The sequence below is a fragment of the Shinella sp. HZN7 genome (assembly GCF_001652565.1).
In the GTDB taxonomy this organism is placed as follows: domain Bacteria; phylum Pseudomonadota; class Alphaproteobacteria; order Rhizobiales; family Rhizobiaceae; genus Shinella; species Shinella granuli.
Window position 1 is genome coordinate 770,860 of the sequence record NZ_CP015736.1, and the last position, 23,782, is coordinate 794,641.

At 65.7% G+C, this 23,782-nt stretch carries 22 protein-coding genes; 12 read left to right on the forward strand and 10 right to left on the reverse strand.

Translation table 11 applies throughout. From position 1 onward, the window contains the following. Positions 1-5 precede the first annotated feature (5 nt). Together shn_RS03705 and lpxK are read left to right on the forward strand one after the other, a co-directional pair. The gene (locus shn_RS03705) at positions 6-740 is read left to right on the forward strand and encodes an HAD family hydrolase (protein ID WP_064329209.1); all 735 of its coding nucleotides are present in this window, start codon (positions 6-8) and stop codon (positions 738-740) included. Between the two features lie 330 nt (positions 741-1,070). Then, positions 1,071-2,132, forward strand: a complete 1,062-nt coding sequence (gene lpxK, locus shn_RS03710) for a tetraacyldisaccharide 4'-kinase (protein WP_064329210.1) — start codon at positions 1,071-1,073, stop codon at positions 2,130-2,132. Positions 2,133-2,236: 104 nt separating this feature from the next. On the opposite strand, the gene shn_RS03715 is transcribed toward lpxK, so the two are convergent. Beyond that, positions 2,237-2,470: a DUF2093 domain-containing protein gene (locus shn_RS03715; protein ID WP_064329211.1), complete on the reverse strand. Its 234-nt coding sequence runs from the start codon at positions 2,468-2,470 to the stop codon at positions 2,237-2,239. 244 nt (positions 2,471-2,714) lie between these two features. Beyond that, entirely contained in the window at positions 2,715-4,523 is a 1,809-nt protein-coding gene (gene mutL / locus shn_RS03720) for a DNA mismatch repair endonuclease MutL (protein WP_064329212.1), read from the reverse strand. Between the two features lie 308 nt (positions 4,524-4,831). Between mutL and shn_RS03725 the strand changes: the two genes are divergently transcribed. The 3 genes from shn_RS03725 (at position 4,832) to shn_RS03735 (ending at position 8,476) form a co-directional block, all read left to right on the forward strand. Next, on the forward strand, positions 4,832-6,529 hold the full coding sequence (locus tag shn_RS03725; RefSeq protein ID WP_245337360.1) for a response regulator: 1,698 nt from the start codon (positions 4,832-4,834) through the stop codon (positions 6,527-6,529). Between the two features lie 140 nt (positions 6,530-6,669). Next, on the forward strand, positions 6,670-8,025 hold the full coding sequence (locus tag shn_RS03730) for a bifunctional diguanylate cyclase/phosphodiesterase (protein ID WP_064329214.1): 1,356 nt from the start codon (positions 6,670-6,672) through the stop codon (positions 8,023-8,025). 115 nt (positions 8,026-8,140) lie between these two features. Further along, complete coding sequence (locus shn_RS03735; protein WP_064329215.1) at positions 8,141-8,476, forward strand: PilZ domain-containing protein; 336 nt, start codon at positions 8,141-8,143, stop codon at positions 8,474-8,476. 3 nt (positions 8,477-8,479) lie between these two features. On the opposite strand, the gene shn_RS03740 is transcribed toward shn_RS03735, so the two are convergent. Next, positions 8,480-9,406 carry a LysR substrate-binding domain-containing protein gene (locus shn_RS03740; protein WP_064329216.1) on the reverse strand — a complete coding sequence of 309 codons (927 nt, stop codon included), beginning with the start codon at positions 9,404-9,406 and terminating at the stop codon, positions 8,480-8,482. A gap of 88 nt (positions 9,407-9,494) precedes the next feature. Between shn_RS03740 and shn_RS03745 the strand changes: the two genes are divergently transcribed. Continuing rightward, complete coding sequence (locus shn_RS03745) at positions 9,495-11,039, forward strand: trimethylamine methyltransferase family protein (RefSeq protein WP_371328585.1); 1,545 nt, start codon at positions 9,495-9,497, stop codon at positions 11,037-11,039. A gap of 79 nt (positions 11,040-11,118) precedes the next feature. Here the strand turns inward: shn_RS03745 and shn_RS03750 are convergent, their stop codons facing one another. The 5 genes from shn_RS03750 to shn_RS03770 form a co-directional block, all read right to left on the reverse strand. Then, complete coding sequence (locus tag shn_RS03750) at positions 11,119-11,832, reverse strand: PRC-barrel domain-containing protein (protein ID WP_064332414.1); 714 nt, start codon at positions 11,830-11,832, stop codon at positions 11,119-11,121. 196 nt (positions 11,833-12,028) lie between these two features. Next, positions 12,029-12,913: an SMP-30/gluconolactonase/LRE family protein gene (locus tag shn_RS03755; RefSeq protein ID WP_064329218.1), complete on the reverse strand. Its 885-nt coding sequence runs from the start codon at positions 12,911-12,913 to the stop codon at positions 12,029-12,031. Further along, positions 12,910-13,548 carry a 2-dehydro-3-deoxy-6-phosphogalactonate aldolase gene (locus tag shn_RS03760; RefSeq protein WP_064329219.1) on the reverse strand — a complete coding sequence of 213 codons (639 nt, stop codon included), beginning with the start codon at positions 13,546-13,548 and terminating at the stop codon, positions 12,910-12,912. The genes shn_RS03755 and shn_RS03760 overlap by 4 nt, the downstream gene beginning before the upstream one ends. A 57-nt stretch (positions 13,549-13,605) precedes the next feature. Then, positions 13,606-14,529, reverse strand: a complete 924-nt coding sequence (locus shn_RS03765) for a 2-dehydro-3-deoxygalactonokinase (RefSeq protein ID WP_064329220.1) — start codon at positions 14,527-14,529, stop codon at positions 13,606-13,608. After that, positions 14,529-15,296 carry an SDR family NAD(P)-dependent oxidoreductase gene (locus shn_RS03770; protein WP_064329221.1) on the reverse strand — a complete coding sequence of 256 codons (768 nt, stop codon included), beginning with the start codon at positions 15,294-15,296 and terminating at the stop codon, positions 14,529-14,531. The genes shn_RS03765 and shn_RS03770 overlap by 1 nt, the downstream gene beginning before the upstream one ends. A 93-nt stretch (positions 15,297-15,389) precedes the next feature. Here shn_RS03770 and shn_RS03775 point away from each other — a divergent pair, with 93 nt between their 5' ends. From shn_RS03775 to shn_RS03800, 6 genes are all read left to right on the forward strand, one after another. After that, entirely contained in the window at positions 15,390-16,181 is a 792-nt protein-coding gene (locus shn_RS03775) for an IclR family transcriptional regulator (protein ID WP_064329222.1), read from the forward strand. Between the two features lie 262 nt (positions 16,182-16,443). Continuing rightward, on the forward strand, positions 16,444-17,181 hold the full coding sequence (locus tag shn_RS03780) for a LuxR family transcriptional regulator (RefSeq protein WP_064329223.1): 738 nt from the start codon (positions 16,444-16,446) through the stop codon (positions 17,179-17,181). 84 nt (positions 17,182-17,265) lie between these two features. After that, entirely contained in the window at positions 17,266-18,009 is a 744-nt protein-coding gene (locus shn_RS03785; protein WP_064329224.1) for a LuxR family transcriptional regulator, read from the forward strand. Between the two features lie 115 nt (positions 18,010-18,124). Further along, entirely contained in the window at positions 18,125-19,306 is a 1,182-nt protein-coding gene (locus shn_RS03790) for an Mrp/NBP35 family ATP-binding protein (protein WP_064329225.1), read from the forward strand. A 140-nt stretch (positions 19,307-19,446) separates the two neighbouring features. Beyond that, positions 19,447-20,430, forward strand: a complete 984-nt coding sequence (locus tag shn_RS03795; protein WP_064329226.1) for a magnesium transporter CorA family protein — start codon at positions 19,447-19,449, stop codon at positions 20,428-20,430. A gap of 190 nt (positions 20,431-20,620) precedes the next feature. Continuing rightward, positions 20,621-21,376 (forward strand): class I SAM-dependent methyltransferase, encoded by a 756-nt coding sequence (locus shn_RS03800; protein WP_162853044.1) that lies wholly within the window; start codon positions 20,621-20,623, stop codon positions 21,374-21,376. 126 nt (positions 21,377-21,502) lie between these two features. On the opposite strand, the gene shn_RS03805 is transcribed toward shn_RS03800, so the two are convergent. Next, the gene (locus tag shn_RS03805; RefSeq protein WP_064329228.1) at positions 21,503-21,739 is read right to left on the reverse strand and encodes a hypothetical protein; all 237 of its coding nucleotides are present in this window, start codon (positions 21,737-21,739) and stop codon (positions 21,503-21,505) included. A 98-nt stretch (positions 21,740-21,837) separates the two neighbouring features. Next, complete coding sequence (locus shn_RS03810) at positions 21,838-23,595, reverse strand: hypothetical protein (RefSeq protein ID WP_064329229.1); 1,758 nt, start codon at positions 23,593-23,595, stop codon at positions 21,838-21,840. Between the last annotated feature and the right edge of the window lie 187 nt (positions 23,596-23,782).

Genomic DNA, 23,782 nt, shown 5'->3' on the forward strand with positions numbered 1-23,782 from the left:
GTGTCATGTCCAAGGCTGAGACCATTTCCGGCATCCTCTTCGACAAGGACGGGACGCTGCTCGACTATGCCAAGAGCTGGGTGCCGGTGAACTACGAGCTTGCGCGCATCGCCGCCGCCGGCGACGAGGCGCTGGCCCGCACGCTGCTTCTGGCCGGCGGCATGGACCCCGACACCGGCTATGTCACGCCCGACAGCCTGCTGGCCGCCGGCAACACGGTGGAGATCGCCGAGGGCATGGTCGCGGCCGGCGCGCCCTTCACGGTGGAGGCGCTGGCGACCCATTTCGACGGGCTCTTCGCCAATTCGGCGCAGCTTGCCGTCGCCGTCACGGACCTTGCGCAGTTCTTCGCCACCATGCATGCCCGCGGCTACTGGCTCGGCGTTGCCTCCAGCGACAACGAGGCCTCGATCCGCGCGACGGCGAAGCGCTTCGGCTTCGAGGGCTACCTGCATTATGTCGCCGGTTACGACAGCGGCTTCGGCACCAAGCCGCAGCCGGGCATGGTGCTCGGCTTCTGCGCCGCGACTGGCCTTGCGCCGCACCAGGTCGCCGTCGTCGGCGACAACAACCACGACATGCATATGGGCCGCAATGCCGGCGCGGGCCTCAACGTCGCGGTGCTGACAGGCACCGGCTCGCGGGAATCGCTTTCGGACGCCTCCGACTATTGCCTTGCCGACATCACCGAACTCGTCCCGCTCCTGCCCGAGGCGGCCATCGCGCGTCCGGTGGCGTGAGCGGGTTGGGCTACCCCCCTCTGGCCTGCCGGCCATCTCCCCCTCAAGGGGGAGATTGGATGGAGCAGCGCTCTGCGCGTCTTTAACGTCGCGAATTGAGCGAGGTTCACGCCGCTTGTCGATCTCCCCCCTTGAGGGGGAGATGCCCGGCAGGGCAGAGGGGGGTATGCGCCCATGTGATGACCTCTCGATCATTCACAGGCGATCGCTCTCCTTTTGCGGCGATAGGCTGCTACTGCGAACCGTACGCCCGCAATTCCCGCGGTTGATTTTCCGCAACTTCTCGCGTTTGCTGCAAGGAGCCGGGTCGGGATGCCCGCGGGGGACGGAATGGTAAGTGAAGCGCCGCCTTTCTGGTGGACGAAGCCTGACTGGCGGGCCTATGCGCTCTGGCCGGTCTCGCGCCTTTACGGCCTGATCGCCGGCCGGCGCATGCGCAAGGGCCGCCGTGCCGAGGTGGCCGTGCCCGTCATCTGCGTCGGCAACTTCACCGTCGGCGGGGCCGGCAAGACGCCGACGGCCATCGCGCTCGCCCGCGCCGCCAAGGCGCGGGGCCTCAAGCCCGGCTTCCTGTCGCGCGGCTATGGCGGCTCGCTCGACGTGACCACCGTCGTCGATCCGCACCATCACCGCGCCCGCGCCGTCGGCGACGAACCGCTGCTGCTCGCCCGCGAGGCGCTGACCGTGATTTCGCGCCGGCGCGTCAAGGGCGCGCGCAGGCTGGTGGAGGAGGGCGCCGACCTCATCATCATGGACGACGGCTTCCAGAGCGCGCAGCTCACCTTCGACTATGCGCTGCTCGTCATCGACAGCCGCCGCGGCATCGGCAACGGCCATCTCGTTCCGGGCGGGCCGGTGCGCGCGCCGCTTGCCGAGCAGATGCGCCAGGCGAACGCGCTTCTGGCGATCGGCAACGGCAATGCCGCCGACGCGCTGATCCGCCAGGCGGCGCGGGCCGGCAAGGCGATCCACTCCGCCACCCTCGTCACCGTCGGCGCGGAAGACCTCGCCGACAAGGTCGTCATGGCCTGGTCGGGCATTGCCGACAACGAGAAGTTCTTCCGCACCGTCACCGAGACGGGCGCGCATCTCTACGTGACGCGCAGCTTCCCCGACCACCATCACCTCTCCGAGGACGAGGTCGCGGAACTCCTCGACCACGCCGAAGGCGTCGGCTACCAGCTCGTCACCACGGCGAAGGACGGCGTTCGCCTTGCCGGCGAGCACGGCCGCGCGCAGGAGCTGAAGGAAAAGAGCCGGGTGATCGAGGTGGAAATCCGCTTCGACGACCCCAAGGGCCCGGACGCGATCATCGATGCGGCGATTGTCAGCGCAAGGCGGCGCAAGCTGCACCGCTTGGCCGCGAAAGAGCGGGAAGGGGGTAGGCATTAGGCAATAGAGCCAATAGGGAATTGACGCTACCGCGTCCCCAGTCAGTCTCTACTGCCTACTGCCTACTGCCTACTGCCTACTGCCTACTGCCTACTGCCTACTGCCTACTGCCTCTTCTGCGTCGGCAGCGCGCCGGCGCGCTTCTCGGCCTCCAGCGAGGCCTCGGCGGTGGCATAGGGCTCCTGCCGCGCGACGCTCCAGTAGCGCAGTTCGTCGACGGGCACCGTCTCGCCGGTCATCGCGCAGATGACGTGGGAGCCAGGCATCAGGATCTGGAAATCGCCGTCGAGATAGCGGATCTTCGCTTCGCGGCTGCCGCGTCCTTCAAAACGGTTCATCATCGATCTCAATATCCGTCTCATTGAGGGGTCACGCGCCGACCGCGCGGTCAATATCGTGCCATATCCCGGCAAGGGTGAAAATTCCAGCCTTTTCGCCGCACACGCGGCCGGCTGCGGGCAAGCAAGGCATGTTCCCGCCTAAAGCGCGTCGCGATCTTCCGATTCGCTCCTGGCGCTTTCGGTCGTTGATTTTTCGCATGTCGTTATCGCCAAACCGCTGCACACCTTTGCGCGACATGCTCTAGCTCCGCCCGAACAGCCGCTCGATGTCGGAAAGCTTGAGCTCGATATAGGTCGGCCGGCCGTGGTTGCACTGGCCGGAGCCGGGCGTCGCCTCCATCTGGCGCAGGAGCGCGTTCATCTCCTCCGGCCGCATGCGCCGGCCCGAGCGCACCGAGCCATGGCAGGCCATGGTCGCCGCCAGATATTCCAGCTTGCTCTTCAGCCCGCTCGCCGTGTCCCATTCGGCAAGCTCGTCGGCAAGCTGGCGCACGAGCCCGGCCGCGTCCATCTCGCCGAGCATGGCCGGCGTCTCGCGGATGGCGACGGCGCCCGGCCCGAAGCGCTCGATGCCGAGGCCGAGGCGGGCGAACTCCTCCGCATGGGAGACCAGCCGGTCGCAATCGTCTTCGGGCAGGTCGACGATCTCGGGGATGAGCAGGGCCTGCGCCGGCACCGGCCGGGCATGGAGGGCGTTGCGCATCGCCTCGAAGACCAGCCGCTCATGCGCCGCATGCTGGTCGACGATGACGAGCCCGTCCTCGGTCTGCGCGACGATGTAGTTCTCGTGCAGCTGCGCGCGTGCCGCGCCGAGCGGGTGGCGCTGCGGCGGCTCCTCGTCCCGCGGCGCGGTGGAGGGAGGGGCGAAGGCCGGTTCGCTGCGCGCCGAGGGCGCGGCGAAATCGGCAAAGCCGGCCTGCCTCTCGCTGAAATGCGGCGCCGCGGCGCCCGCCGTCTCGAAGGGGCGATAGGGCGAGGCTGCCGGGCTCCAGGGCGTCTGCGGGCGCTGCGCCTCCGGCCGGAAGGCACGCATCAGGCCGGCCGCGCCGGTCGTTGCCGCCCGGTCGCCCTCGCGGGCGAGCGCCTCGCGGATCGCGCCGATGATGAGCCCGCGCACCAGGCCCGGATCACGGAAGCGCACGTCGGATTTCGCCGGATGCACGTTGACGTCGACGAGCGCCGGGTCGATCTCGATCGCCAGCACCGCCACGGGATAGCGCCCGTGCGGGATGGTCTCGGCATAGGCGGCGCGTAGCGCCGCCCAGATCAGCTTGTCCTGCACCGGCCGGCCGTTGACGAAGGCGAACTGGTTGAGGCTGTTGCCGCGGTTGAAGGTCGGCACGCCGGCAAAGCCGGTGAGCCGGACGCCCTCGCGCGCCGCATCGATCGCGATGGCATTGTCACGGAAATCGCGGCCGAGCACCTGCGCGATACGGGCGAGCCTGTCGCTGCCCGTCGCGGGAAATTCCAGCGTCGTGCGGTCGGAGCCCGACAGCACGAAGCGCACCTGCGGAAAGGCGATCGCCATGCGCCGCACCACGTCGGAAATGGCGGAGGCCTCGGCCTTCTCGCTCTTCAGGAATTTCAGGCGGGCGGGCGTTGCGAAGAACAGGTCGCGCACCTCGACGACGGTGCCGCGGTTGGCGGCGGCCGGCCGAACCGGCGCCACCTTGCCGCCGGTCACGCTGATCTCCGCACCCTCGCCGGCCTCCGCCGTGCGGCTGAGCAGCGAGAGCTTCGCCACGGACCCGATGGAGGGCAGCGCCTCGCCGCGGAAACCCAGCGTGCGGATGTCGAGCAGATCCTTGTCGAGCTTCGAGGTGCAATGGCGGCGGATCGCCAGTTCCAGGTCGGCGGGCGCCATGCCGCTGCCATTGTCGGTGACGCGCAGCAAGGTCTTGCCACCGCCGGCCGTTGCGATCTCGATGCGCGTCGCGCCCGCGTCCAGCGCGTTCTCGATCAGCTCCTTGGCAGCGCTTGCCGGCCGTTCGATCACCTCGCCTGCGGCAATCTGGTTGATGAGGGTTTCGGAAAGCTGCCTGATCGTCATGCCACCATTTTCGCGGATTCGGCGGGGCCTTGGAAGGGGCAAGTTGGTTTATCCCGCCTTGCGGGCGCAGGGCGGCCGCAAATCGTTTAATCAGGCTTTAATAAAATGCTGCCAACGTGCGCGGAGGTTTGTATGAACACAAGCCGGCCGGTTTCCCGGTGGACAATTTCAGCGTCGCTGGCCGCTGTCATTCCCCTCTGTCCGAAGGTGCAGGACGCACCGATCAGCATGTGTCCGGGAATGCCAGACAGGCGAGGTCTGCCACTATGAATGATGTAGCGTCGCCAGACGCGAACATCCGGCTGGGTATGTTTGAGGCCGCGTGCGATATCCTCGCCGCCGCCGTGATCGTCTACGACAAGAACGATTGCCTCGTCTTTGCAAGCCGCCAGGTCCTGCGCTACTTTCCCATTCCCGCCGATACGCTGAAAGCGGGCACGCGGCTGCGCGACGTGCTCGGCGCCATCTTCGACAGCGGCGTGCGCTACGGCATTCCGGCCGATCAGCGCCACAAGGCCGTCAACCGCGAGGAGTGGATTTCCACCCGCATCTCGGCCCACTGGCGCGAGCAGCACGACGCCGTCGAGCGGCTCGGTCGCGACCGCTGGATCCATTTCCGCAAGCGCCGCCTGCCGAGCGGCTACAATGTCACCACGCTGGTCGACGTCTCCGAGCAGAAGAAGCAGGAAGAGCAGTGGCGCTCGGATCTCGAACGCATCGCGCTGACCGAGGAGATCCTGGAGACCCTACCGTCGCCGGTCGTCATCAAGGACCGCAACTTCACCTATATCGCCGCCAACAGGGCCTTCTGCGCGATCTACAATGCCAATGCAGACGGCATTCTCGGCCGCTCGGTCTGGGACCTCGCGGATGCGGAAAATGCCGAGCGCATCGAGCGGTCCGACCGTACGGTGCTGGAAACGGGCGAGCCCTACAGCGTGCCGGAGCATGTCATCCGCGCCGACGGCTCCGATCTCTACGCCATCACCCGGAAATACCGCATCGGCGCGCCGGGCCACCATGCCATCGTCACGGTCATGGAGGACGTGACCGCGCTCGTCGCCGGCAACAGGGCGATGTCGGATGACGGCGACGTGTTGCTCAGCGTGCCCGGTGGCTTCGTGGAGGCACAGAACTGCTTCGATCCGGTGCGCGACGCGGAGCGCCGGCTGCTGCTCGAACAGTTGAACGGCGAGGAGCTGCGGGCGCTGGCCGGCAGGCGCGCCTTGATCGCCACGCCCAATCCGCGCATCGAGGAGATCCTGGTCGGCGAATTCCGGGCGCGCGGGGCGGATTGCTGCGCGGTGCGCAGCGTCCACGAGCACGACGCCTTCCTCGCCCTTGCCGCCCGCCAGGGGATTTCGATCGCCCTCGTGGTGATCGACGACAACCTGCCGGACCACGAGCGCATCCTTTCCAACGAGCACGGCATCGCCACGCGGGTGATCGCGCCCGACGGCATCGGCCCGGATTTTATGCGCACGCTCGCCGAGGAACACGAACTGCTCTCGCAGAACGCCTCGCCGCTCGGCGACATCCTCACGCCGGTGTCGCTGTCGGACGACTGGTACATCGCGACGGACATTTCCGTCATGCTGCCGGGCGCCGTCGGCGATATCGAGGTGCTCGTGGCCGAGGACAACCAGATCAACCAGTTCGTCTTCTCGCAGATCCTCGAAGGCATGGGCATCTCGCACCGCATCGCCGAGAACGGCGAGGAGGCGGTGATGCTCTGGCGCAAGCACCAGCCGCGCCTCGTGCTGATGGACATTTCCATGCCCGTGATGAACGGCATCGACGCGGCGATGGAGATCCGCGAGGCGGAGAAGCTGACGGGCACCCACACGCCCATCGTCGCCGTCACCGCCCAGGCGCTCAATGTCGACATGCAGAACTGCATGGAGGCCGGCATGGACGATTACATCACCAAGCCGGTCAGCCCCGACATGATCGAAGCGATCTATCGCCGCTACGCCGCCAAGCAACCGGAGAAATCTGTCGCGTAAGTTGAACCGGACCGGTCAACTCCCCAGAATTGGGGAGGGCGGTGGGCAGGAGTGACGATCGTTTGCTATGTTTTTGTTAACGGTCATGCCTCATCGTGGAACCATCCTCGGAGGTCGCGTGCAAGTACGGGAAATCATTGATGAAGTCTGCTGAACCTGCAGCGCTGGATGTTTCCCAGACTGACCTCCATGCCATGGCCTATACGGACCCGCTCACCGGGCTCGGCAACCTCTACCGGCTGCGCGACAAGGTGCGCCAGATCGCCAAGGAGCGCGAGGAGGACCCGGCGCCCTTCGCCATCGGTATCGCCAATCTCGACGGCTTCAAGCCGATCAACGACCTTTTCGGCCCGCGCGCGGGCGACGAGATCCTCTGCCAGGTCGCCCATCGCCTGAAGGCCTGCGTTCCCGACGGCGCCACCGTCACCCGCCACGGCGGCGACGAGTTCGCCTTCGTGCTGCCGCTGGTCTTCGAACGCAAGGGCGCGGAGAAGATCGGCCAGATGCTGCGCGAGGTCCTGTCCGCCCCCTTCGACCTCGGCGACCGCAACGTGCGCCTTTCGGCCTCCTTCGGCTTTGCCATCTTCCCCTTTGCCGGCGAGGACTTCACCGAGCTTCTGAAGAGCGCGGATACGGCCCTCTATCGCTCCAAGCGCCGCGGCCGCGGGCAGATCACCGTCTATTCCCAGGAAATCGCCCAGGAGATGAAGCGCGCCACGCAGCTCGAGCAGGCGCTGCGCAATGCCATCATCGCCAATGAGGTGGACGTGCATTTCCAGCCGATCGTCAGCCTGCGCGACGACACGGTCGTCGGCTTCGAGGCGCTGGCGCGCTGGTGCGATGCCGATCTCGGCTATGTCTCGCCCGCCACCTTCGTGCCGCTTGCCGAGGAGCGCGGCTTCATCGACGCGCTGTCCGACACGCTGCTGCGCAAGGCGGCCGAGACGGCGCTGTCCTGGCCGAAGGAGCTCTTCCTCTCCTTCAACCTCTCCTCCGCCCAGCTTATGGACCCGAAGACCGCCTTCAACACGCTGGCGATCCTCAACCGCGTGGGGCTCGATCCGCGCCGGCTGGAGCTGGAGATCACCGAGACCGCGGTGATGACGGATGCCGACACGGCGCAGAAGATCGTCGGGGAACTGCGCGCGGCGGGCGTGCGCATCTCGCTCGACGATTTCGGCACCGGCCAGTCGAGCCTCGGGCGCCTGCGCGATTTCACCTTCGACAAGGTGAAGATCGACCGTGCCTTCGTCTCGCGCATTTCCAACGACAAGGCCTCCGAGCACATCATCAAGGCGATCGTCGCCATGTGCGAGGGCCTCGACCTTGCCGTCGTCGCCGAAGGCATCGAGGATTTCTCCGAGGCGCTGAAGCTGAAGGCGCTCGGCTGCGGCATGGGGCAGGGCTATTTCTACGGCAAGCCGCAGGATGCCGTCGCCACCATGCGCTACCTGTCCGATCGCTATGTCAGCGTCGAGGGCCGGGCCGTCGGCTGAAGCCCTGTCTCCCGATGGGCCACATCGTTAAAATTGCAGGCATCTGTTTAGCCGGATGGCAAACAACCTCCGGTATGGTCGGCTCCAGAGTGAATGTTCGTGAGGGGAGCCACGGATGACGACCATCAAGGAAATGCCCGTCAGGGCGAACAGCCGTTCCAGGGTGCGCATTTTCGCGACCGTGCGGGTGATGCACCAGTCGACGCGGGCGCGCGTCATCGACCTTTCCCCGACGGGCATGGCCTTCGATGTGGAAAAGCCCATCCAGGCCATGGCCGGCCAACTGGTGACGGTCGAGAGCGAGGAACTGGGCAGGCTCAGCGGCACGGTGCGCTGGTATTCCAACGGCCGCCTCGGCATCGAATACAAGCTGTCGACCAACGCGCTCGCGCAGATCACCTCCTATTTCCGCTTCTTCCACGAAGAGGTGCGGCCGGTCCTGCGCCGCTGAGGTTCAGGCCTCGCCGCTCCGGCCCAGCCGGCCTTCCTCCAGCAGCCAGTCGCGCACCCGCCGGGCCGGGCCGTTGAGCTCGCGCGAGCGCGGCCAGACGACGTAGAAGGCGTCGTCCGTCTTCAGCACATGGCCGCCGACGGTGACGAGCGCGCCCGAGCGCACCTGCCCGTCGATGAGGTGCCGCCAGCCGAGCGCGACGCCTTCCCCCGCCAGCACCGCTTGGATCACCAGAACATAATCGTTGATGGCGAGCCGGCGCGCCTGCGCCGGATAGCGCACGCCGGCGCTGGCGAACCATTCCGGCCAGTCGCAGGCCGCCCGTACCGGCTCCTCCAGATGGATGAGCGGCAGTTTCAAGAGTTCTTCCGGCGTTCCCGGATATCCGCGGCTTTCGACGAAGGCGGGGCTCGCCACCACCGTGATCACCTCCGGCGCCAGCAGCGCGGCATGGTAGCGCGGCCATTTCGCCGGATCGCCGCCGCGAATGCCGAGCGGGATCGGTTCCTCGTCGAGGTCGAGGTCGCGCACGCTGGTCTGGATGCGCAGGTCGATATCGGGAAGGTCGGCGCGCAGCTTGGCGAGCCGGGGCAGCATCCACATCGAGGCGAAGGCGGTGGAGGCGGCCAGCGTCACATTCGCCTCCCGCCCCTTGGCACGAATGTCCTCCGCCGATTTCTGGATGCGCGACAGGCCGAGCGTCACGTCCGCATGGAAGCGCTCGCCGGCATCGGTCAGCTCCACGGCGCGGTGGATGCGGTGGAAGAGCGCCACGCCGAGCTGTTCCTCAAGGTTGCGCACCGCATAGGAGACGGCCGCCTGCGTCATGCCGAGCTCGGCGGCCGCGCGGGTAAAATTCTGGTGCCGCCCGGCGGCCTCGAAGATGATGAGGCTGGAGGCGGAGGGGAGCAGGCGGCGCAGGGTTTCCATAAATATAGCTTATAGTCTTCGTAAGTTTTTTCCAGCGTCACAAGGCGTGCAATCACGCTTAGCCTCGCTCAGGATTATGGAGGCGGCAATGGCAGACGCAGCGACGATCGAAGCACCGGCACGCAGGGGCAGGACGCGCCCGGCCCGGCGGGAGGGCGCCAAGGCGCTCGGCGTTCCCTATATCGTGCGGGGCATCCCGACCTATGACGTGCTGTCGGAGGAGAACCTTCAGAAGATCGAACGGACGGCCGACCGCATCCTGGCCGAGGTCGGCATCGAGTTCCGCGACGATCCCGCCGCCCTTGACCACTGGAAGCGCGCCGGAGCGAAGGTGGAGGGCCTGCTCGTGCGCTTCGAGCCCGGCATGCTGCGCGAGATCGTCTCCTCCGCGCCTGCCGAGTTCACCCAGCATGCCCGCAACCCCGCCAACAATGTCGAGATCGGCGGCAACAAGGTGGTCTTCTCGCCGGCCTATGGCTCGCCCTTCGTCATGGATCTCGACAAGGGCCGGCGCTACGGCACGCTGGAGGACTTCCGCAACTTCATCAAGCTCGCCCAGTCGAGCCCCTGGCTGCACCATTCCGGCGGCACGATCTGCGAGCCGGTCGACATCCCCGTCAACAAGCGCCATCTCGACATGGTCTACAGCCATATCAAATATTCCGACCGCGCCTTCATGGGCTCGATCACCGCGGAGGAGCGCGCGGAGGATTCCATCGACATGGCGCGCATCCTGTTCGGCGCCGATTTCGTCGACAAGAACTGCGTCATCCTCGGCAATGTCAACGTCAACTCGCCGCTCGTCTGGGACGGCACCATGACGAAGTCGCTGCGCGCCTATGCCCGCGCCAACCAGGCCGCCGTCATCGTGCCCTTCATCCTCGGCGGCGCCATGGGACCGGTGACGAATGCCGGCGCCATCGCCCAGTCCTTCGCCGAAACGCTCGCCGGCTGCGCGCTGACCCAGCTTGAGAGGAAGGGCGCGCCGGTCATCTTCGGCAATTTCCTCTCCTCCATGTCGCTCCGGTCAGGCTCGCCCACCTTCGGCACGCCGGAGCCGGCCATCGGCTCCATGGTCGTCGGCCAGCTCGCCCGGCGCCTGAAGCTGCCGCTGCGCTGCGCCGGCAATTTCTCGAACTCCAAGCTGCCGGACGGCCAGGCCATGCAGGAAGGGCTGATGTCCATGCTGTCGGCGGTGCATTGCGGCGCCAACTTCATCCTGCATTCCGCCGGCTTCCTCGACGGCCTGCTCTCCATGTCCTACGAGAAGTTCGTGATGGATGCGGATCTGTGCGGCGCGCTGCATTCCTATCTCGCCGGCGTCACGGTCGACGACAACACGCTGGCCATGGACGCCTTCCTCCAGGTCGGCCCCGGCAGCCACTTCCTCGGCTGCGATCACACGATGCGCAACTACCAGACGGCCTTCTGGGATTCGACGCTGTCCGACAACGAGCCCTTCGAGAAGTGGAGCGAGGAGGGCGGCTCGACCGACATGGCGACCCGCGCCAACCGCCAGTGGAAGAAGACGCTCGCCGAATACGAGGCCCCACCGCTGGACGCGGCCATCGACGAGGCGCTGTGCGATTACATGGACCGCAAGAAGGCCGCGATGGCCGACGCCTGGTATTGACGCCTTTCAACGGCACGACGAAAAACCCGGTGGCGCAGGGATGTGCCACCGGGCTGGAGATCAGAGGGAACCTGCCGGATTATTCGACCGGCTGGGTGGCCGGAGCCGTGCCCGTATCGGTCGTCGACGAGGTCGTCGAGGTGTCGACCGGGGTATTGGCCTGGCGTTCGGCAACCTGCTGCGCCGTGGTCTTGAATTCCGGCGCGGCCTGCAGGCTTTCGGCGGTTTCGGTCGTCGTCAGCTTGACGTCGTCCGAGTCCGGAACCTGCGTGATCGAGATCTTCTCGAACGGAACGGCGACCCACTTCTCGCCGATGCCCAGGAAGCCACCGACACCGACAACGGCTGCGGTGATGCCGCCGTCCTTCTCCATGATCAGGTCGCTGATCTTGCCGATGCTTTCATCGGCGCTGTTGTAGACGGTCTGGCCGAGATAGGTGTTGGCGCTGATCTGTTCCGGCGACTGGGCCGTCAGATAGTCACCGCCGGCAGCCGGAGCCTGGGCCGTGTCCTCGGTCGGGGTCGTTGCCGGGGTCTGAGCCGTGTCTTCGGTGGCCGTGCCGGTTGCCGGCGTCTGGGCCGTATCCTCGGTTGCAGGCGTGCCCGGGTTTGCAGCGGTGTCGCCCGGCGTGGTGCCCGTTGCGTCATCGCCGGTCAGGCCCGGCTGCTGTTCCATCGTCTGGGTCTGGTCGCCGGCCGGCTGGTTGGTGTCCTGTGCGTAAGCTGCCGGGGCAATTGCCGCGCCGAGGAAGAGTGCACCAGCGGCAACGGAAGTGAGAAACTTATTGGTCATTTTGAACCTGCCTTTCGTCTCGTTGGCATCAAGGCGCGGCAGACTTGAAAAGGGCTGTCCGCACCGGCTGATGGACAAGGAACGGCGACGTCCGGTTTTGGTTCCGATGAAAATTGCCTTCTTTTTGATTGCGGCCATGCATTTTTAGCGCAGAAGCGGACGCAAGATCGCAGCCTGCTCCTGGCTGAATGCGTCGTCAGAGTGCGAAGTTCGGCTCGAAACGTCCCTTTACCGGAACCCCAAGCTCGAAGGTCTGGCCGGCATGCGGATCGGCAAGGCGCCCGGCCGCGTCCATGCCCTGCCAGGCGGACGTCACCAAGAGCCGGTCGGCCTTCTCGCCGATGAAGGCCGGGCAGCTCGCCTGCGCGGCGGGCACCAAATGACGGGCGATCTTCGTGCCGTCGGGCCTGTAGACATCGACGGCATTGGCGCCCCAACGTGCATTCCAGATCAGGCCGTCCGCATCGCAGACCGCGCCGTCCACGCCGCCGGGCGTGCCGGTCTCGTCGCTGAGCATTTCGGGCGTGCCGATGGGCAGCCCGGTTTTCGGGTCGAGCGCGACGCGCATCAGGTGATTGACATCCGTGTCGGTGAAATAGCCGATGCTGCCGTCCGGCGAGAAGCAGATGCCGTTCGGGATGGTGATGTCGGAGAAGAGCTTCGTCACCGTCCCGCCGGCAATATGATAGATCGCGCCGGCGTGCTTTTCCGCCTTGCGGCCCATCGTGCTCGCCCACAGCGCGCCGGACGGGTGCACGCGCCCGTCATTGGAGCGGTTCTGCGGCTTGTCCTCCAGCGTGGCGAAGGGGCTGAGCGTTCCATCGGCGGCCCTGCGCAGGAAAAGCCCCTGGTCGGAGACGATGAGCTGGCGCTCGGGATCGACGACGGCGAGCACGCTGCCGAGGAAGGGCAGGGCATGCGTCGCCTTGGTCATGGTCGCAAGGTGCAGTTCATGCAGCGTGCGGCCCGTGATGTCGAACCAGAAAGCCTTGTCCGTCGCCGGATCGTAGGTCGGGCCTTCGCCGAGTTCGCAGGCCGTCCCGCACAGGATGCGGCCGGTGAAGGAATGGGTCTCGCTCATTTCCCGCCTCCATAGACCGCGTCATAGGCTTCGATCGTCGCGCGGGCGCGGGCGCGCACCTCGTCGGCGCCCATGCCCACCTTGTAGAGGCTGGAGCCGAGGCCGAAGCTGCGGATGCCGATCGCGGCATAATCTGCGAAATTCTTCTCCGAGACGCCGCCGACGGCCGCGATCTCCAGGTCGGCCGGCAGCACGGCGCGGATCGCCTGGATGCCGGCGGGGCCGAGCACGCTGGCGGGGAAGAACTTGAGCCCCGTTGCCCCGGCGCGCGCGGCGGCGAGCGCTTCGGTCGGCGTGAAGACGCCCGGCATCGTCACCATGCCCTTGGCGGCGGCGGCGGCGATGACGTCGGGCTCGACATTCGGGCTCACCATCAGCCGTCCGCCGACATCGGCGAGCCGGTTGACATCCGCGACGGTCAGCACGGTGCCGGCGCCGATCAGGCAGTCCTGCGGCGCCATCTTCACGGCGGTCTCGATTGAGGTGAACGGATCGGGCGAGTTCAGCGGGATCTCGATCGCGGTGAAGCCCGTCTCGATCAGCGCGCCGACGACGGCCTCGGTCTCGCCCGGCTTCAGGCCGCGCAGGATGGCGATCAGCGGGTATTTCATCGGGGGAAAGGATATGCGGTTCATCGGTTCAGCTTTCTCGGGAGCACGTCCGGGTGCGTGGATTTGCATTGCAGTGCATGTTCAGAGGGACCAGAGGGCTCTTGCGCCCGCGGCAAGGCCGTTGCGCACGGCGGTGTCGGCATCGATGACGGCGGGGGAGATGCCGGCGGCGGCAAGGGCGTCCTTGTAGAGCGTGCCGAGCCCGCCGGACACGACGAGCGCGACGGGCGTGCCCTCGGCGACGAGCGAGAGGGCGCCGGCGATCTCCAGGCCGATCAGCGTGCCGGAAAGGCGCGCCTTGGCATCGACAGGCGAAAGCCCCGCGATCAGCGAGCCGGCGCGCACGGAGAAGAGCTGGCTCGTGGCAAGCGCCGGATTGGCCACCATGCGCGTGACGGCGGCGCGGAAGGCGGCGTTGTCGCCGGAAATCGGCCCCGCCTCGGCGATGGCGTGGCTGAGGATCGTGTTCCTGGCGATCGCCTCGAACAGCTCGCCGGTCATGAAGGTGGAGAACCCCGCGACCTTTCCGCCGGAAAGGCGCACCCACTTGCTGTGCGTGCCGGGCATGCAGACGAGGTGGTCGCCCTCGCCGAGCGCGGCGGCGGCGCCGAGAAGCTGGGTCTCCTCGCCGCGCATGACATCGGGCGCGGCCGCATCGCGCTGGGCAAGGCCGGGCAGGATGCGGATGTCGGCGGCGGCGCCGGGAATGCGTACGGCAGCGGCGGGAATATCGGCAAGCGCGGCGGGCGTGTCGAGATAGCCGGCCTCGACCCAGCCCTGCTTCGCCCCGGCCATGCCGCAGATCAGCACCGGCAGGCCGGCGGGTGCCGAAACGGCGGCAAGATGGCTTTCCAGCACCTCGGCAAAGCCGGTGCGGGCGGCGGTCGTCATGCCTTCGCCGCTGCGGCGCTCGGCGAGCACGTCGCCGTCCCTGCCGATGAGCCAGAGGCGGAAGCTGGAGGTTCCCCAGTCGACCGCGACATAAGCGGGTTCGGGTGCGGTCATCAGAGCATGCCTCCATCGACGATGAGCGTTTGTGCGGTTATGGCGGCGGAGGCATCCGACGCCAGGAAAAGGCAGGGGCCGACCATGTCGTCGGCGATGAGCGAGCGTTTCAGGCACTGGCGGGCGATGCCGCCGGCCACCGCCGCCTCATCGATCCACAGGCGCTTCTGCCGCTCGGTCAGCACCATGCCGGGCAGGATGGCGTTGACGCGGATATTGTCCGGCCCGAGCCGGCCGGCGAGCGACTTGGTGAGGCCGATGATGCCGGCCTTGGCGGTGGCATAGCCGGGGAACTCGCCCATGTTGAGCAGGAAGGCGATGGAGGAGAAATTGACGATCGCCCCGCCGCCGCCCGCCCGCATATGCGGTGCCACGGCCTGGGCGGCGAAGAAATGGTGGCGGAGATTCACCGCCTGGTTCTCGTCCCAATAGTCGGGCTCGACGGTTTCCAGATCGTGCCGGTCGTCGCGCGCCGCATTGTTGACGAGCACGCTGAGGCCGCCGAGCGCGCTGGCGGCCTGTTCGACCGCCCGGCGCAGTGCGTCGATGTCGCGAAGGTCCGTCCTTATATAAAGCGGCAGGTGCTCGACCGCGCCTTCGAGTTCCGAGACCAGGGTGCGGCTCTCCGCCTCGGCAATGTCGAGGAAGGCGACACGGGCGCCCGCAGCGGCAAAGCCTTTCACCAGCGCCGCGCCGATGCCCGAGCCGCCGCCGGTGACGAGAACGCCCTGTCCTGCGAGGTCCGGATAGCGGCCCGCCATCTTCATTCTCCCATTAATTCCATTATTTGGAACTGAGTTTGATTATTCGGAATTATTCCGCTACCATGGCGGCCTGTCAAGGGATGGGCCGGGGTTGTGATGATGGCAAACGAACGGGACGAGGAGGCGGGCACCGGCACGCTCGGCAAGGCGATGGCGGTGCTGGAGACCGTGGCGCTCGCCGAACGCCCCATGCGCTTCACCGACGTGCTCGCCGTCAGCGGCCAGCCGCGCGGCACGCTGCACCGCCAGCTCTCCCATCTGGTGCAGGAAGGGTTGCTGGAGCTGCGCCCCGATCACGCCTATGTGCCCGGCCTGCGCCTTCTGAAGCTTGCCTCGGCAAGCTGGGCGCGCAACGAATTCCGCGCCGTCGCCGCGCCTTTTCTCGAAGCGCTGCACCGGCAGACCGGCGAGACCGTGCATCTCGGCGTCCTGCGCGGGCGGGAGATCATCTATCTCGACAAGGTGGAGAGCCGGCAGGCCGTGCGCATGAATTCGCAGATCGGCAATGCCTCGCCGGTCTATTGCACCGGTGTCGGCAAGGCGGCGCTCGCCGCGCTCGATGCCGAGGCGCTCGACGCCATCCTGTCGGGGCTGCAGCTCCGCCGCTTCACGCCGCAGACGATCACCAGCCGGGCGGCGCTGCTCGACGAGCTGGCGCAGATCCGCGCAAGCGGCATCGCCTTCGACCGGGAGGAGCACGAGCCGGGCATCCGCTGCGTCGCTGCGCCGGTCTTCGACGCCGGCCGCGCGCTCGTCGCCGGCGTTTCGGTGACGGGGCCGGCCTACCGTGTCGGCGAGGCGCAGCTTGATGATTGGGCGCCGCGTGTGCGTCATGCGGCCGGCGGCATCATGGCGGAGTTGTCCGCCCGTCTCGGTCCGCAACGGTAAGTCGAGGGAGGAGGTCGGCAAATGGTGGCATGGTTGTCTTCTGACGCCATTTTACGGTAAATTAGAAAATCGCGCTGGACGCGGAGTAGGGGCATCATTAGCTTCCCTCACGACCAGCTCACGAGTTGCGTCGCTCACCGCGAACTTGAGGCGCGGTTCATCGAACATACTTGCATTGGGATACGGGGGTTCCTGAGGCAAGCAGTGCATTGTGACGGCAGTTCTTGCCGTACGGGCGCGTGCGTGCTGAAGGAAGATGGATATGGCCGATCGATTTCATACGGCATCTGCACAGTTCCGGCACCGGTGGGATCCGGGTCCCGCCGCGCTTGGTTCGCAGGAGGATGTTGCCGAAACGCTGGACGGCCTTGCCAAGCATTACGGCCTTCGCGGTTATCTCCTGATCAACGTACCCTCGGAAACCTCGACCGACTTCTCCTCCAACGTTCTGCTGACGTCCTGGCCGGACGAGATGCTCAAGACCTACGACCATGCCGGCCTGATCTTCGGCAGCCCCGTCGTCGAGCGCCTGCGCCAGAGCACCAATCCCTTCACCTATGATGCGGAGCGTACGAACCGCCGCAGGGCCGACGGCAAGGCGATGATCGCGGCAAACCTCTTCGAGCGGCACGGCCTGTCGCGCGGGGCCTATTTCCCGGCCCACAATTCGGCCGGCCTGCGCGGCGCGCTCGCCTTCGGCGGCACGCGCGAGGCGCTCAATCCGCGCGAGATGGCCGAGCTCAATGCGGTGGCGAACCTCATCTTCACCGAGGTGATCGAGCTGCGTGCCGGCCGCCGGCAGAACGTCTCGCTCTCGCGCCGCGAGATCGAGTGCCTGTCCTGGGCCTCCGCCGGCAAGACGAGCGTGGAAATGTCTGAAATCCTGGGCCTTTCGGAATATACGGTCAATCATTATCTCAACCGGGCGACGCGCAAGCTTGATGCCGTCAACCGGGTCCAGGCGGTCGCCAAGGCGATTCGCGCTGGGCTTTTGAACTGATGCATAAAAAAACCTTGCGACTTTCTGGAATGCGTGCGGTTCCGCTCCAATTGCTCAAGGCCAAGAACAAAATTGCGGGGAACCATGACGGCTGACGAAACGAGCAGCACCGATAACCAGCTACGGGACGAAGGCAGCGAGATCGCCGCTCTCGAAACGCAGTTCGACATCGTGCGCTATATGCGGCGCAAGTGCGAGGAATACGGGCTCAAGTTCTTCATTGTCTTCAACCTGCCGGGTTTCGAGGCGGAAAAGCTGTCGGCCTATTCCATCGTCAGCAACTGGCCGCAGGAGATCCTGGCGAAATACGATGCCCTGCGCATGGTTCGCCACAGCGCCGGCATCCGCAAGCTGCGGCTTACCACCGTGCCGTTTTCCTATGACATGCGGGAATGGATCGGCGAATCCTCCGAGCAGACGGATTTCAGCGAGCTGCTCGACGTCATGACCGGCCACGGCATGCTGACCGGCCATTTTTTCCCCGTGCACGATGCGCTCGGCAACCGCGGCGCCATCGTCTGGGGCGGCGAGAGCCCGACGCTCGGCCGTGACGAGCGGCTGATGCTGCAGATGATCTCCGTCCACCTCTTCAACCGGCTTGCCGAGATCGGCGCCGCCTGGAAATCCGGCCAGGTCGTGCTCACCGAACGCGAGATCCAGTGCCTGAGCTGGACGGCGGCGGGCAAGACCAGCCTGGAGATCGCCGAGATCCTCGGCCTGTCCGAGCATACGGTGAACCACTACCTCAACCAGGTCACGCGCAAGCTGGAAGCGGTCAACCGCACCCAGGCCGTGGTCAAGGCCATCCGCCGCGGGCTGATCGCCTGAGCGGGAGCCGAGGCTTTCCGTCGCGGGCGAAAACGTTTGGCGCGCGCCCTTCCGTGCACTATCTACGCAAAACAGGGCCGCGGCCCGATGCCGCGACGGGTCTATCGAGGGTTTCATGACTGACGTAAGCAAGGAACAGGTGCTGGAACGGCTGCGCACGGTGCGCGGCCCCGACATGGACGGCAACATCGTCGACCTCGGCCTCGTCTCTGATGTCTTCATCTCCGACGGCAAGGCCTATTTCTCCATCACCGTGCCGGCCGAGCGGGCCCGCGAGCTGGACCCGATGCGCGCCGCCGCCGAGCGTGTCGTCAAGGAAATCCCCGGCATCAAGGCCGCCATGGTGGCGCTGACGGCGGACAAGCGCGCCGCAACCGGCCCGGCCGCCGCGCGCGCGCCCACCCCGCCGCCGCCCGGCCGCGGCGATGCGCGCAGCCATGCCGGCCACGCCCATGCCGCACCCGGCCAGCCGCCGCAGCGCACGAAATCGGGCATTCCCGGCGTCGGCGCCATCATCGCCGTCGCGTCGGGCAAGGGGGGCGTCGGAAAATCCACCACCTCCGTCAACCTCGCCCTGGCGCTGAAGGCGAACGGCCTTCGTGTCGGCATCCTCGACGCCGATATCTACGGCCCCTCCATGCCGCGGCTCCTGAAGATCTCCGGCCGCCCGCAGCAGCTTGAGGGCCGCACGATCAAGCCGATGGAGAACTACGGCATCAAGGTCATGTCCATGGGCTTCCTCGTCGACGAGGAGGTGGCGATGATCTGGCGCGGGCCGATGATCCAGTCGGCGCTGATGCAGATGCTGCGCGAGGTCGCCTGGGGCGAGCTCGACGTGCTCGTCGTCGACATGCCGCCCGGCACGGGCGACGCCCAGCTCACCATGGCCCAGCAGGTGCCGCTCGCCGGGGCCGTCATCGTCTCGACGCCGCAGGACCTCGCGCTCATCGATGCGCGCAAGGGCCTCAACATGTTCTCGAAGGTCGAGGTGCCGGTGCTCGGCATCGTCGAGAACATGAGCTATTTCATCGCACCCGACACCGGCAACCGCTATGACATCTTCGGCCATGGCGGCGCGCGCAAGGAGGCCGAGCGCATCGGCGTGCCCTTCCTCGGCGAGGTGCCGCTGACCATGGATATCCGCGAGACCTCCGATGCCGGCACGCCCGTCGTCGTCTCCAATCCGGAGGGCGCGGCGGCAAAGACCTATCGCGCGATCGCCACGCGGGTCTGGCAGGAACTCCAGGCGATCGAGGGCAAGGGCGGGCGCGGCGCGCCGGCCATCGTCTTCGAATAGCCGGCTCTTTCGCGCCCCGGGGGCGTTGCCCGCCATGGCCTTGCTTTTTATGTTGCGCCGCGCAATATGCGCGGCCGACCGCTGAAGGATTGCGTCCAGTCAGGAGTGTGAGCGATGGTCCTTTTCGGAGCCATTCGCCGGTGATCACGGTTTTCCGCCCCAACGGCGAGGCGCGCGCCCTGCCGGCAGAAACCGATTCCGCGGCCGCCGAGGCTCTTGCCGGCACCGTCTGGGTCGACATGCTCGAACCCACCCGCGACGACGAGGCGCTGATCGAGCGTATCCTGCCGATCGACGTGCCGACGCGCGACGAGCTGAAGGACATCGAGCCGTCGAGCCGGCTCTACACGGACGGCACCGCGGCCTACATGACCGCCTCGCTGATGGTGAAGGCGGAAAGCGACCTGCCGCACCTGACCGACGTCGCCTTCATCCTCACGCCGGACCGACTGCTGACGGTGCGCTATGCCGAGCCGCGCTCGTTCTCTCTTTTCCGGAGCGCGATGCACCGCATTCCCGGCGGCTGTACCTCGCCCACGGTGATGATCACCCGGCTCCTGGAAACCATCGCCGACCGCACGGCCGAAATCCTCGAAATCGCCGTTTCGCGCGCCGACACGCTCTCGCTCGAAGTGTTCGGCGACAAGCGCCATCTCAGCCGCCGCCCGCCGCGCTATCTGGAAGACCGCGTCGTGCAGGTCTCCGCCCTCCACCGTCTCGTCGCCAAGACGCGCGACAGCCTGATGTCGCTCTCGCGCGTCCTGACCTTCCTGCATGGCCTGCCGGCGCTGCAATCCGATCGCGAGAGCCTGGAACTCTGCCGCACCGTGACGCGCGACGTGCAGTCGCTTTCCGAACACGCCAACTTCGTCGCCGGCAACATCACCTTCCTGCTCGACGCCTCCCTCGGCCTCATCAATCTTGAGCAGAATGCCATCATCAAGATCTTCTCGATCGCCTCCGTCGTGCTGCTGCCGCCGACGCTGATCGCATCGACCTACGGCATGAACTTCGAATTCATGCCGGAACTGCACATGGCCTATGCCTATCCGCTGACGCTGGCGGCCATGGTGCTGTCGGCGATCCTCCCCTTTTTCTTCTTCCGCTGGAAAGGCTGGCTCTAGCCGGGAGCCGTCCTGCCCGCGCGATGGGAGGCCGTGACCTTCCCTCGAAGCCGGCTATAAGCGTGGCCATGCCGCAGCGTCCGGGCAGGCAACCTGCGACAGCCTGGCGTAAGCCGCCTGTGCAAACACTGGCCTTTCTTCCAACACTTCGCGGGCTTCTCAGGACATGGCGCTAAAAAGTATATACAACATGCTTTCACCGACAATGCGTGAAAGGACGCCTTGGCAGAGCAAGAAGACCCCGCCGTTTGCCGCGATCGACCAGACCCTTTCCGGGCAGATCTGGGTCCAGATACCGGGAGGGCACAAATGGCTCGGATATTTTCCGATATACGACCGCGAATTCATGCGCTTCAGGAACAAGCAGCCCCGCGTGCTCGAAATCGGTGTCTATCGCGGCGCATCCCTCATGCTGTGGAGTCACTTCTTCGGCGAGGGGGCGTATGTCGTCGGGATCGACATCAACCCGGCATGCGCCGCCTTTGATCAGCTGGTGCCCAACACTTTCGTGGAGATCGGCGACCAAAGCGATCCGGCATTTCTTCAATCGGTCATCGACAAGCACGGTCCGTTCGACCTGATCATAGACGACGGCAGCCATGTGGCGTCCCACCAGATCGCCTCCTTCAACGGGCTGTTCGAAAAGGGCCTGAAGGATGACGGGATTTACTTCGTCGAGGACCTCGAATGCATGTATTGGGGGCATACGGACGAATTCCGCGATGCGCCGATCACCTCGACAGACTTCTTCAAGATGCTGGTGGATGTTCAAAACAGCATCTATGAGGACTACACCTATCATGATTTCGCCGTCCATATTCCCGGAACCCGCAGCGACTACACGGCGATCGACATCGCCAAGTCGATCGCGGGCATACGATTCTACCGGGGGGTGGCTCTCGTCGAAAAGTCGCCTCAGGTGCCGCCGCTCACGCTCCATATCTGAGATTTCTGACGTGTTCCCGGCCGAAGCGGCATCGCTTCGGCATCGGATCACGCGGAAAAGCGGAGCAATTGCAAAAGGCCCGTCCACGCGGGCCTTTTGTCGTTTCACGCTGCGGGGCGGACAGGGCTACCGGCGTGCGAACAGGAACGGGCCGACCTTCCCCGCGCTGAAGAGAAGTTCCGCCGGGCCGGAATTTCCTTCGCCCGCCTTGCATTTCCAAGCCGCGGCTCCGGCATGGCTGAGGGAGAGGATTTTCGCGACTTCCACGGCAGCGTTCGCCGTGGAGAACTGTTTGGGCACGCTCGTCCGCGTGACGCAATCATTCTCTTTTTCGTGAAATCCGACAGCGAAAAAATAGTACATGGAAGTCTTCAGCTTCATTCGGGAGCAGGAGCGGATCTCGACGACGCGTCCTGCCCGGCGGATTCCAGGTTGCGCCATGCCGACTGCGCTATCGGCTCTCATGCATTCGCAATTCTGGCCATGTTTGCAGGCGCGAGGTTTGCTCCCTGTTCGAACAGCAGGGTTTCCAGTTTCAAGGCCTGTTCGGGAAGCTGTTCGACGATGCCCTCCGCGGCGGCACGCAAGGCGGCCGGATGGGGAAATTCGCCCGGTGGCTGGAAGGTGTTGAGCTCCCCGAGAAAATCTCGGAAAAGGGCTCGGGAGACCGTGATGATCTCGCGCATCGCGTCGCCGAACTCGTTGGGTTGCGTCAGTATCCTGATCATGTGCTGATCCGACGCCGCGGTCACGGCCGATCCGTCCAGCGATGCATTCAGTCCTTCGATGAAAATCCTGCACTGGAAAAAGTCCTTCAGGATGAAGGCGTCCAGCGCCGGAGCATGAGCGGCCGCGACGGGGTCTGCGACGAGGATGCAGGGCCGCAGCCGCTCCGCAAGGCCGAGACGCTCGACGAGGGCAAGCAGCGATTTCCCGGTGCCAACCATATCCACCAGCAGGCTGCGCGTGCCCAGATTGGACTGCAGATAGGCCTCATAGGCGTCCGAGCTCTCGTGGCAAAGGGTTCGGGAAATCTTGATATAGGTGGAGAGCGGCATGCCGCATCGCGCGAAATGCGCGGATGCCAGCATTTCGTGCCAGAGATTGCAGTCTCTCGCTGCGGTCAGGATCCTGTCCGCGCGAAAACTGGCGGCGCAGTAGCGGATCCAGAACGAACCGAGCAGCATGAGGGGAATGTTCACGGCCAACTGCGCATTCAGGGCATTGGCGATGGCCGGCGTGCGATGGAATGTCTGCAACCGCACCTGCCGAAGGGCATGTGCGTATTTTTGCAGTCCGACGCCATGGAGGATTTCCTCGGTTTTGCTCCATTTGGAGATCGTCACCAGTATCGGCTGGATGCCGAATTCGGACGGGCCGACGATATCGGCATGCACATTGTCGCCGAAGTGGCTGCGCAGCGCGTAGCGCTCGGTTATGGCGGGCCATATCTGCCGGTGATGCTTGCCGTAGTTGCTCAAATAGAGCTCGTTGTCGAGCCCGCACTTCTCTTTCAGCACCCGCTGGATGAAGGAGCGCGGCAGGTACATGTCCGAAATGATGATGTCGCCGGGATTGACATGGGCAATGACCTCCCGGATCGGGAACAGGGTGTCCCACTCCTCCTCCAGCTCCATCAGCATGAGGACCCGTGACTGCTTGGCTGTAAGGAATCCCTCCGCGACGAGCAGTTCGTAGATATCTTCCAACCCGTAGGTCCGGCGGCCGAACATGGCCATCTCGACCGTATGCCGCCGGGCGGCGAAGTTCGCGATGTTGGATTTCGCCTCGACATTGCGGAAGACCGCCAGGGGATCGTAACAGCGCCGTGCGACCAGCGTGTCGAAGAGATCGAAGCTCTGGATGCGTGCGTGATAGTCCGAGCCGTTCTCTTCCAGGACGTGCACGACATCGGTCGCGGCATAATCCGCCGTCGGATTGTGGAAGAAGCCGGACAGCTCCGCCTTTCCGTCTTCGCAGGACCGCACCTTCAGGATGCAGGTCGCCTTGCCGTTGCCGTCGAGAATCCTGACGGTGCCTGCTTCCAGTTCCCAGGATTTCTCGTTGCCGTGCGAATAGCCGACGATGAACCCGTTCCGGTGGAAGACAAAGGATTCGCTGATCGTCGGGCCGGCCGGCTCGACCCGGAAAGTGAAGGTTCTGGACGTGAGCCATTCCGGAGTAACGTCGAAAGCATGCAGGACTGGCGTGGAGAGCATAAGAAAATTCCCGTGATGGCCTTGCAAGAGACTACGGCGGAAAACTTGCGTCAGGCTGCCTGCTTCCCGGAAGGATTGCCTTCCATGCGCGGCTCGGGAATGCCGGTTTCAGCCGTCCCGGATGGATGCGGACAGGGCTGCGGGGGACCCGCGCCGCAGGGAACCGTTATTTCATGCTCCTCCATTA

What these genes read in the sequence shown, in the direction of transcription:
- shn_RS03705 (WP_064329209.1), top strand. Translation starts at nt 6, where the DNA reads ATGTCCAAGGCTGAGACCATTTCCGGCATCCTCTTCGACAAGGACGGG.
- lpxK (WP_064329210.1), top strand. Translation starts at nt 1,071, where the DNA reads ATGGTAAGTGAAGCGCCGCCTTTCTGGTGGACGAAGCCTGACTGGCGG.
- shn_RS03715 (WP_064329211.1), bottom strand. Translation starts at nt 2,470, where the DNA reads ATGAACCGTTTTGAAGGACGCGGCAGCCGCGAAGCGAAGATCCGCTAT.
- mutL (WP_064329212.1), bottom strand. Translation starts at nt 4,523, where the DNA reads ATGACGATCAGGCAGCTTTCCGAAACCCTCATCAACCAGATTGCCGCA.
- shn_RS03725 (WP_245337360.1), top strand. Translation starts at nt 4,832, where the DNA reads ATGTTTGAGGCCGCGTGCGATATCCTCGCCGCCGCCGTGATCGTCTAC.
- shn_RS03730 (WP_064329214.1), top strand. Translation starts at nt 6,670, where the DNA reads ATGAAGTCTGCTGAACCTGCAGCGCTGGATGTTTCCCAGACTGACCTC.
- shn_RS03735 (WP_064329215.1), top strand. Translation starts at nt 8,141, where the DNA reads ATGACGACCATCAAGGAAATGCCCGTCAGGGCGAACAGCCGTTCCAGG.
- shn_RS03740 (WP_064329216.1), bottom strand. Translation starts at nt 9,406, where the DNA reads ATGGAAACCCTGCGCCGCCTGCTCCCCTCCGCCTCCAGCCTCATCATC.
- shn_RS03745 (WP_371328585.1), top strand. Translation starts at nt 9,495, where the DNA reads ATGGCAGACGCAGCGACGATCGAAGCACCGGCACGCAGGGGCAGGACG.
- shn_RS03750 (WP_064332414.1), bottom strand. Translation starts at nt 11,832, where the DNA reads ATGACCAATAAGTTTCTCACTTCCGTTGCCGCTGGTGCACTCTTCCTC.
- shn_RS03755 (WP_064329218.1), bottom strand. Translation starts at nt 12,913, where the DNA reads ATGAGCGAGACCCATTCCTTCACCGGCCGCATCCTGTGCGGGACGGCC.
- shn_RS03760 (WP_064329219.1), bottom strand. Translation starts at nt 13,548, where the DNA reads ATGAACCGCATATCCTTTCCCCCGATGAAATACCCGCTGATCGCCATC.
- shn_RS03765 (WP_064329220.1), bottom strand. Translation starts at nt 14,529, where the DNA reads ATGACCGCACCCGAACCCGCTTATGTCGCGGTCGACTGGGGAACCTCC.
- shn_RS03770 (WP_064329221.1), bottom strand. Translation starts at nt 15,296, where the DNA reads ATGAAGATGGCGGGCCGCTATCCGGACCTCGCAGGACAGGGCGTTCTC.
- shn_RS03775 (WP_064329222.1), top strand. Translation starts at nt 15,390, where the DNA reads ATGATGGCAAACGAACGGGACGAGGAGGCGGGCACCGGCACGCTCGGC.
- shn_RS03780 (WP_064329223.1), top strand. Translation starts at nt 16,444, where the DNA reads ATGGCCGATCGATTTCATACGGCATCTGCACAGTTCCGGCACCGGTGG.
- shn_RS03785 (WP_064329224.1), top strand. Translation starts at nt 17,266, where the DNA reads ATGACGGCTGACGAAACGAGCAGCACCGATAACCAGCTACGGGACGAA.
- shn_RS03790 (WP_064329225.1), top strand. Translation starts at nt 18,125, where the DNA reads ATGACTGACGTAAGCAAGGAACAGGTGCTGGAACGGCTGCGCACGGTG.
- shn_RS03800 (WP_162853044.1), top strand. Translation starts at nt 20,621, where the DNA reads ATGCTTTCACCGACAATGCGTGAAAGGACGCCTTGGCAGAGCAAGAAG.
- shn_RS03805 (WP_064329228.1), bottom strand. Translation starts at nt 21,739, where the DNA reads ATGTACTATTTTTTCGCTGTCGGATTTCACGAAAAAGAGAATGATTGC.
- shn_RS03810 (WP_064329229.1), bottom strand. Translation starts at nt 23,595, where the DNA reads ATGCTCTCCACGCCAGTCCTGCATGCTTTCGACGTTACTCCGGAATGG.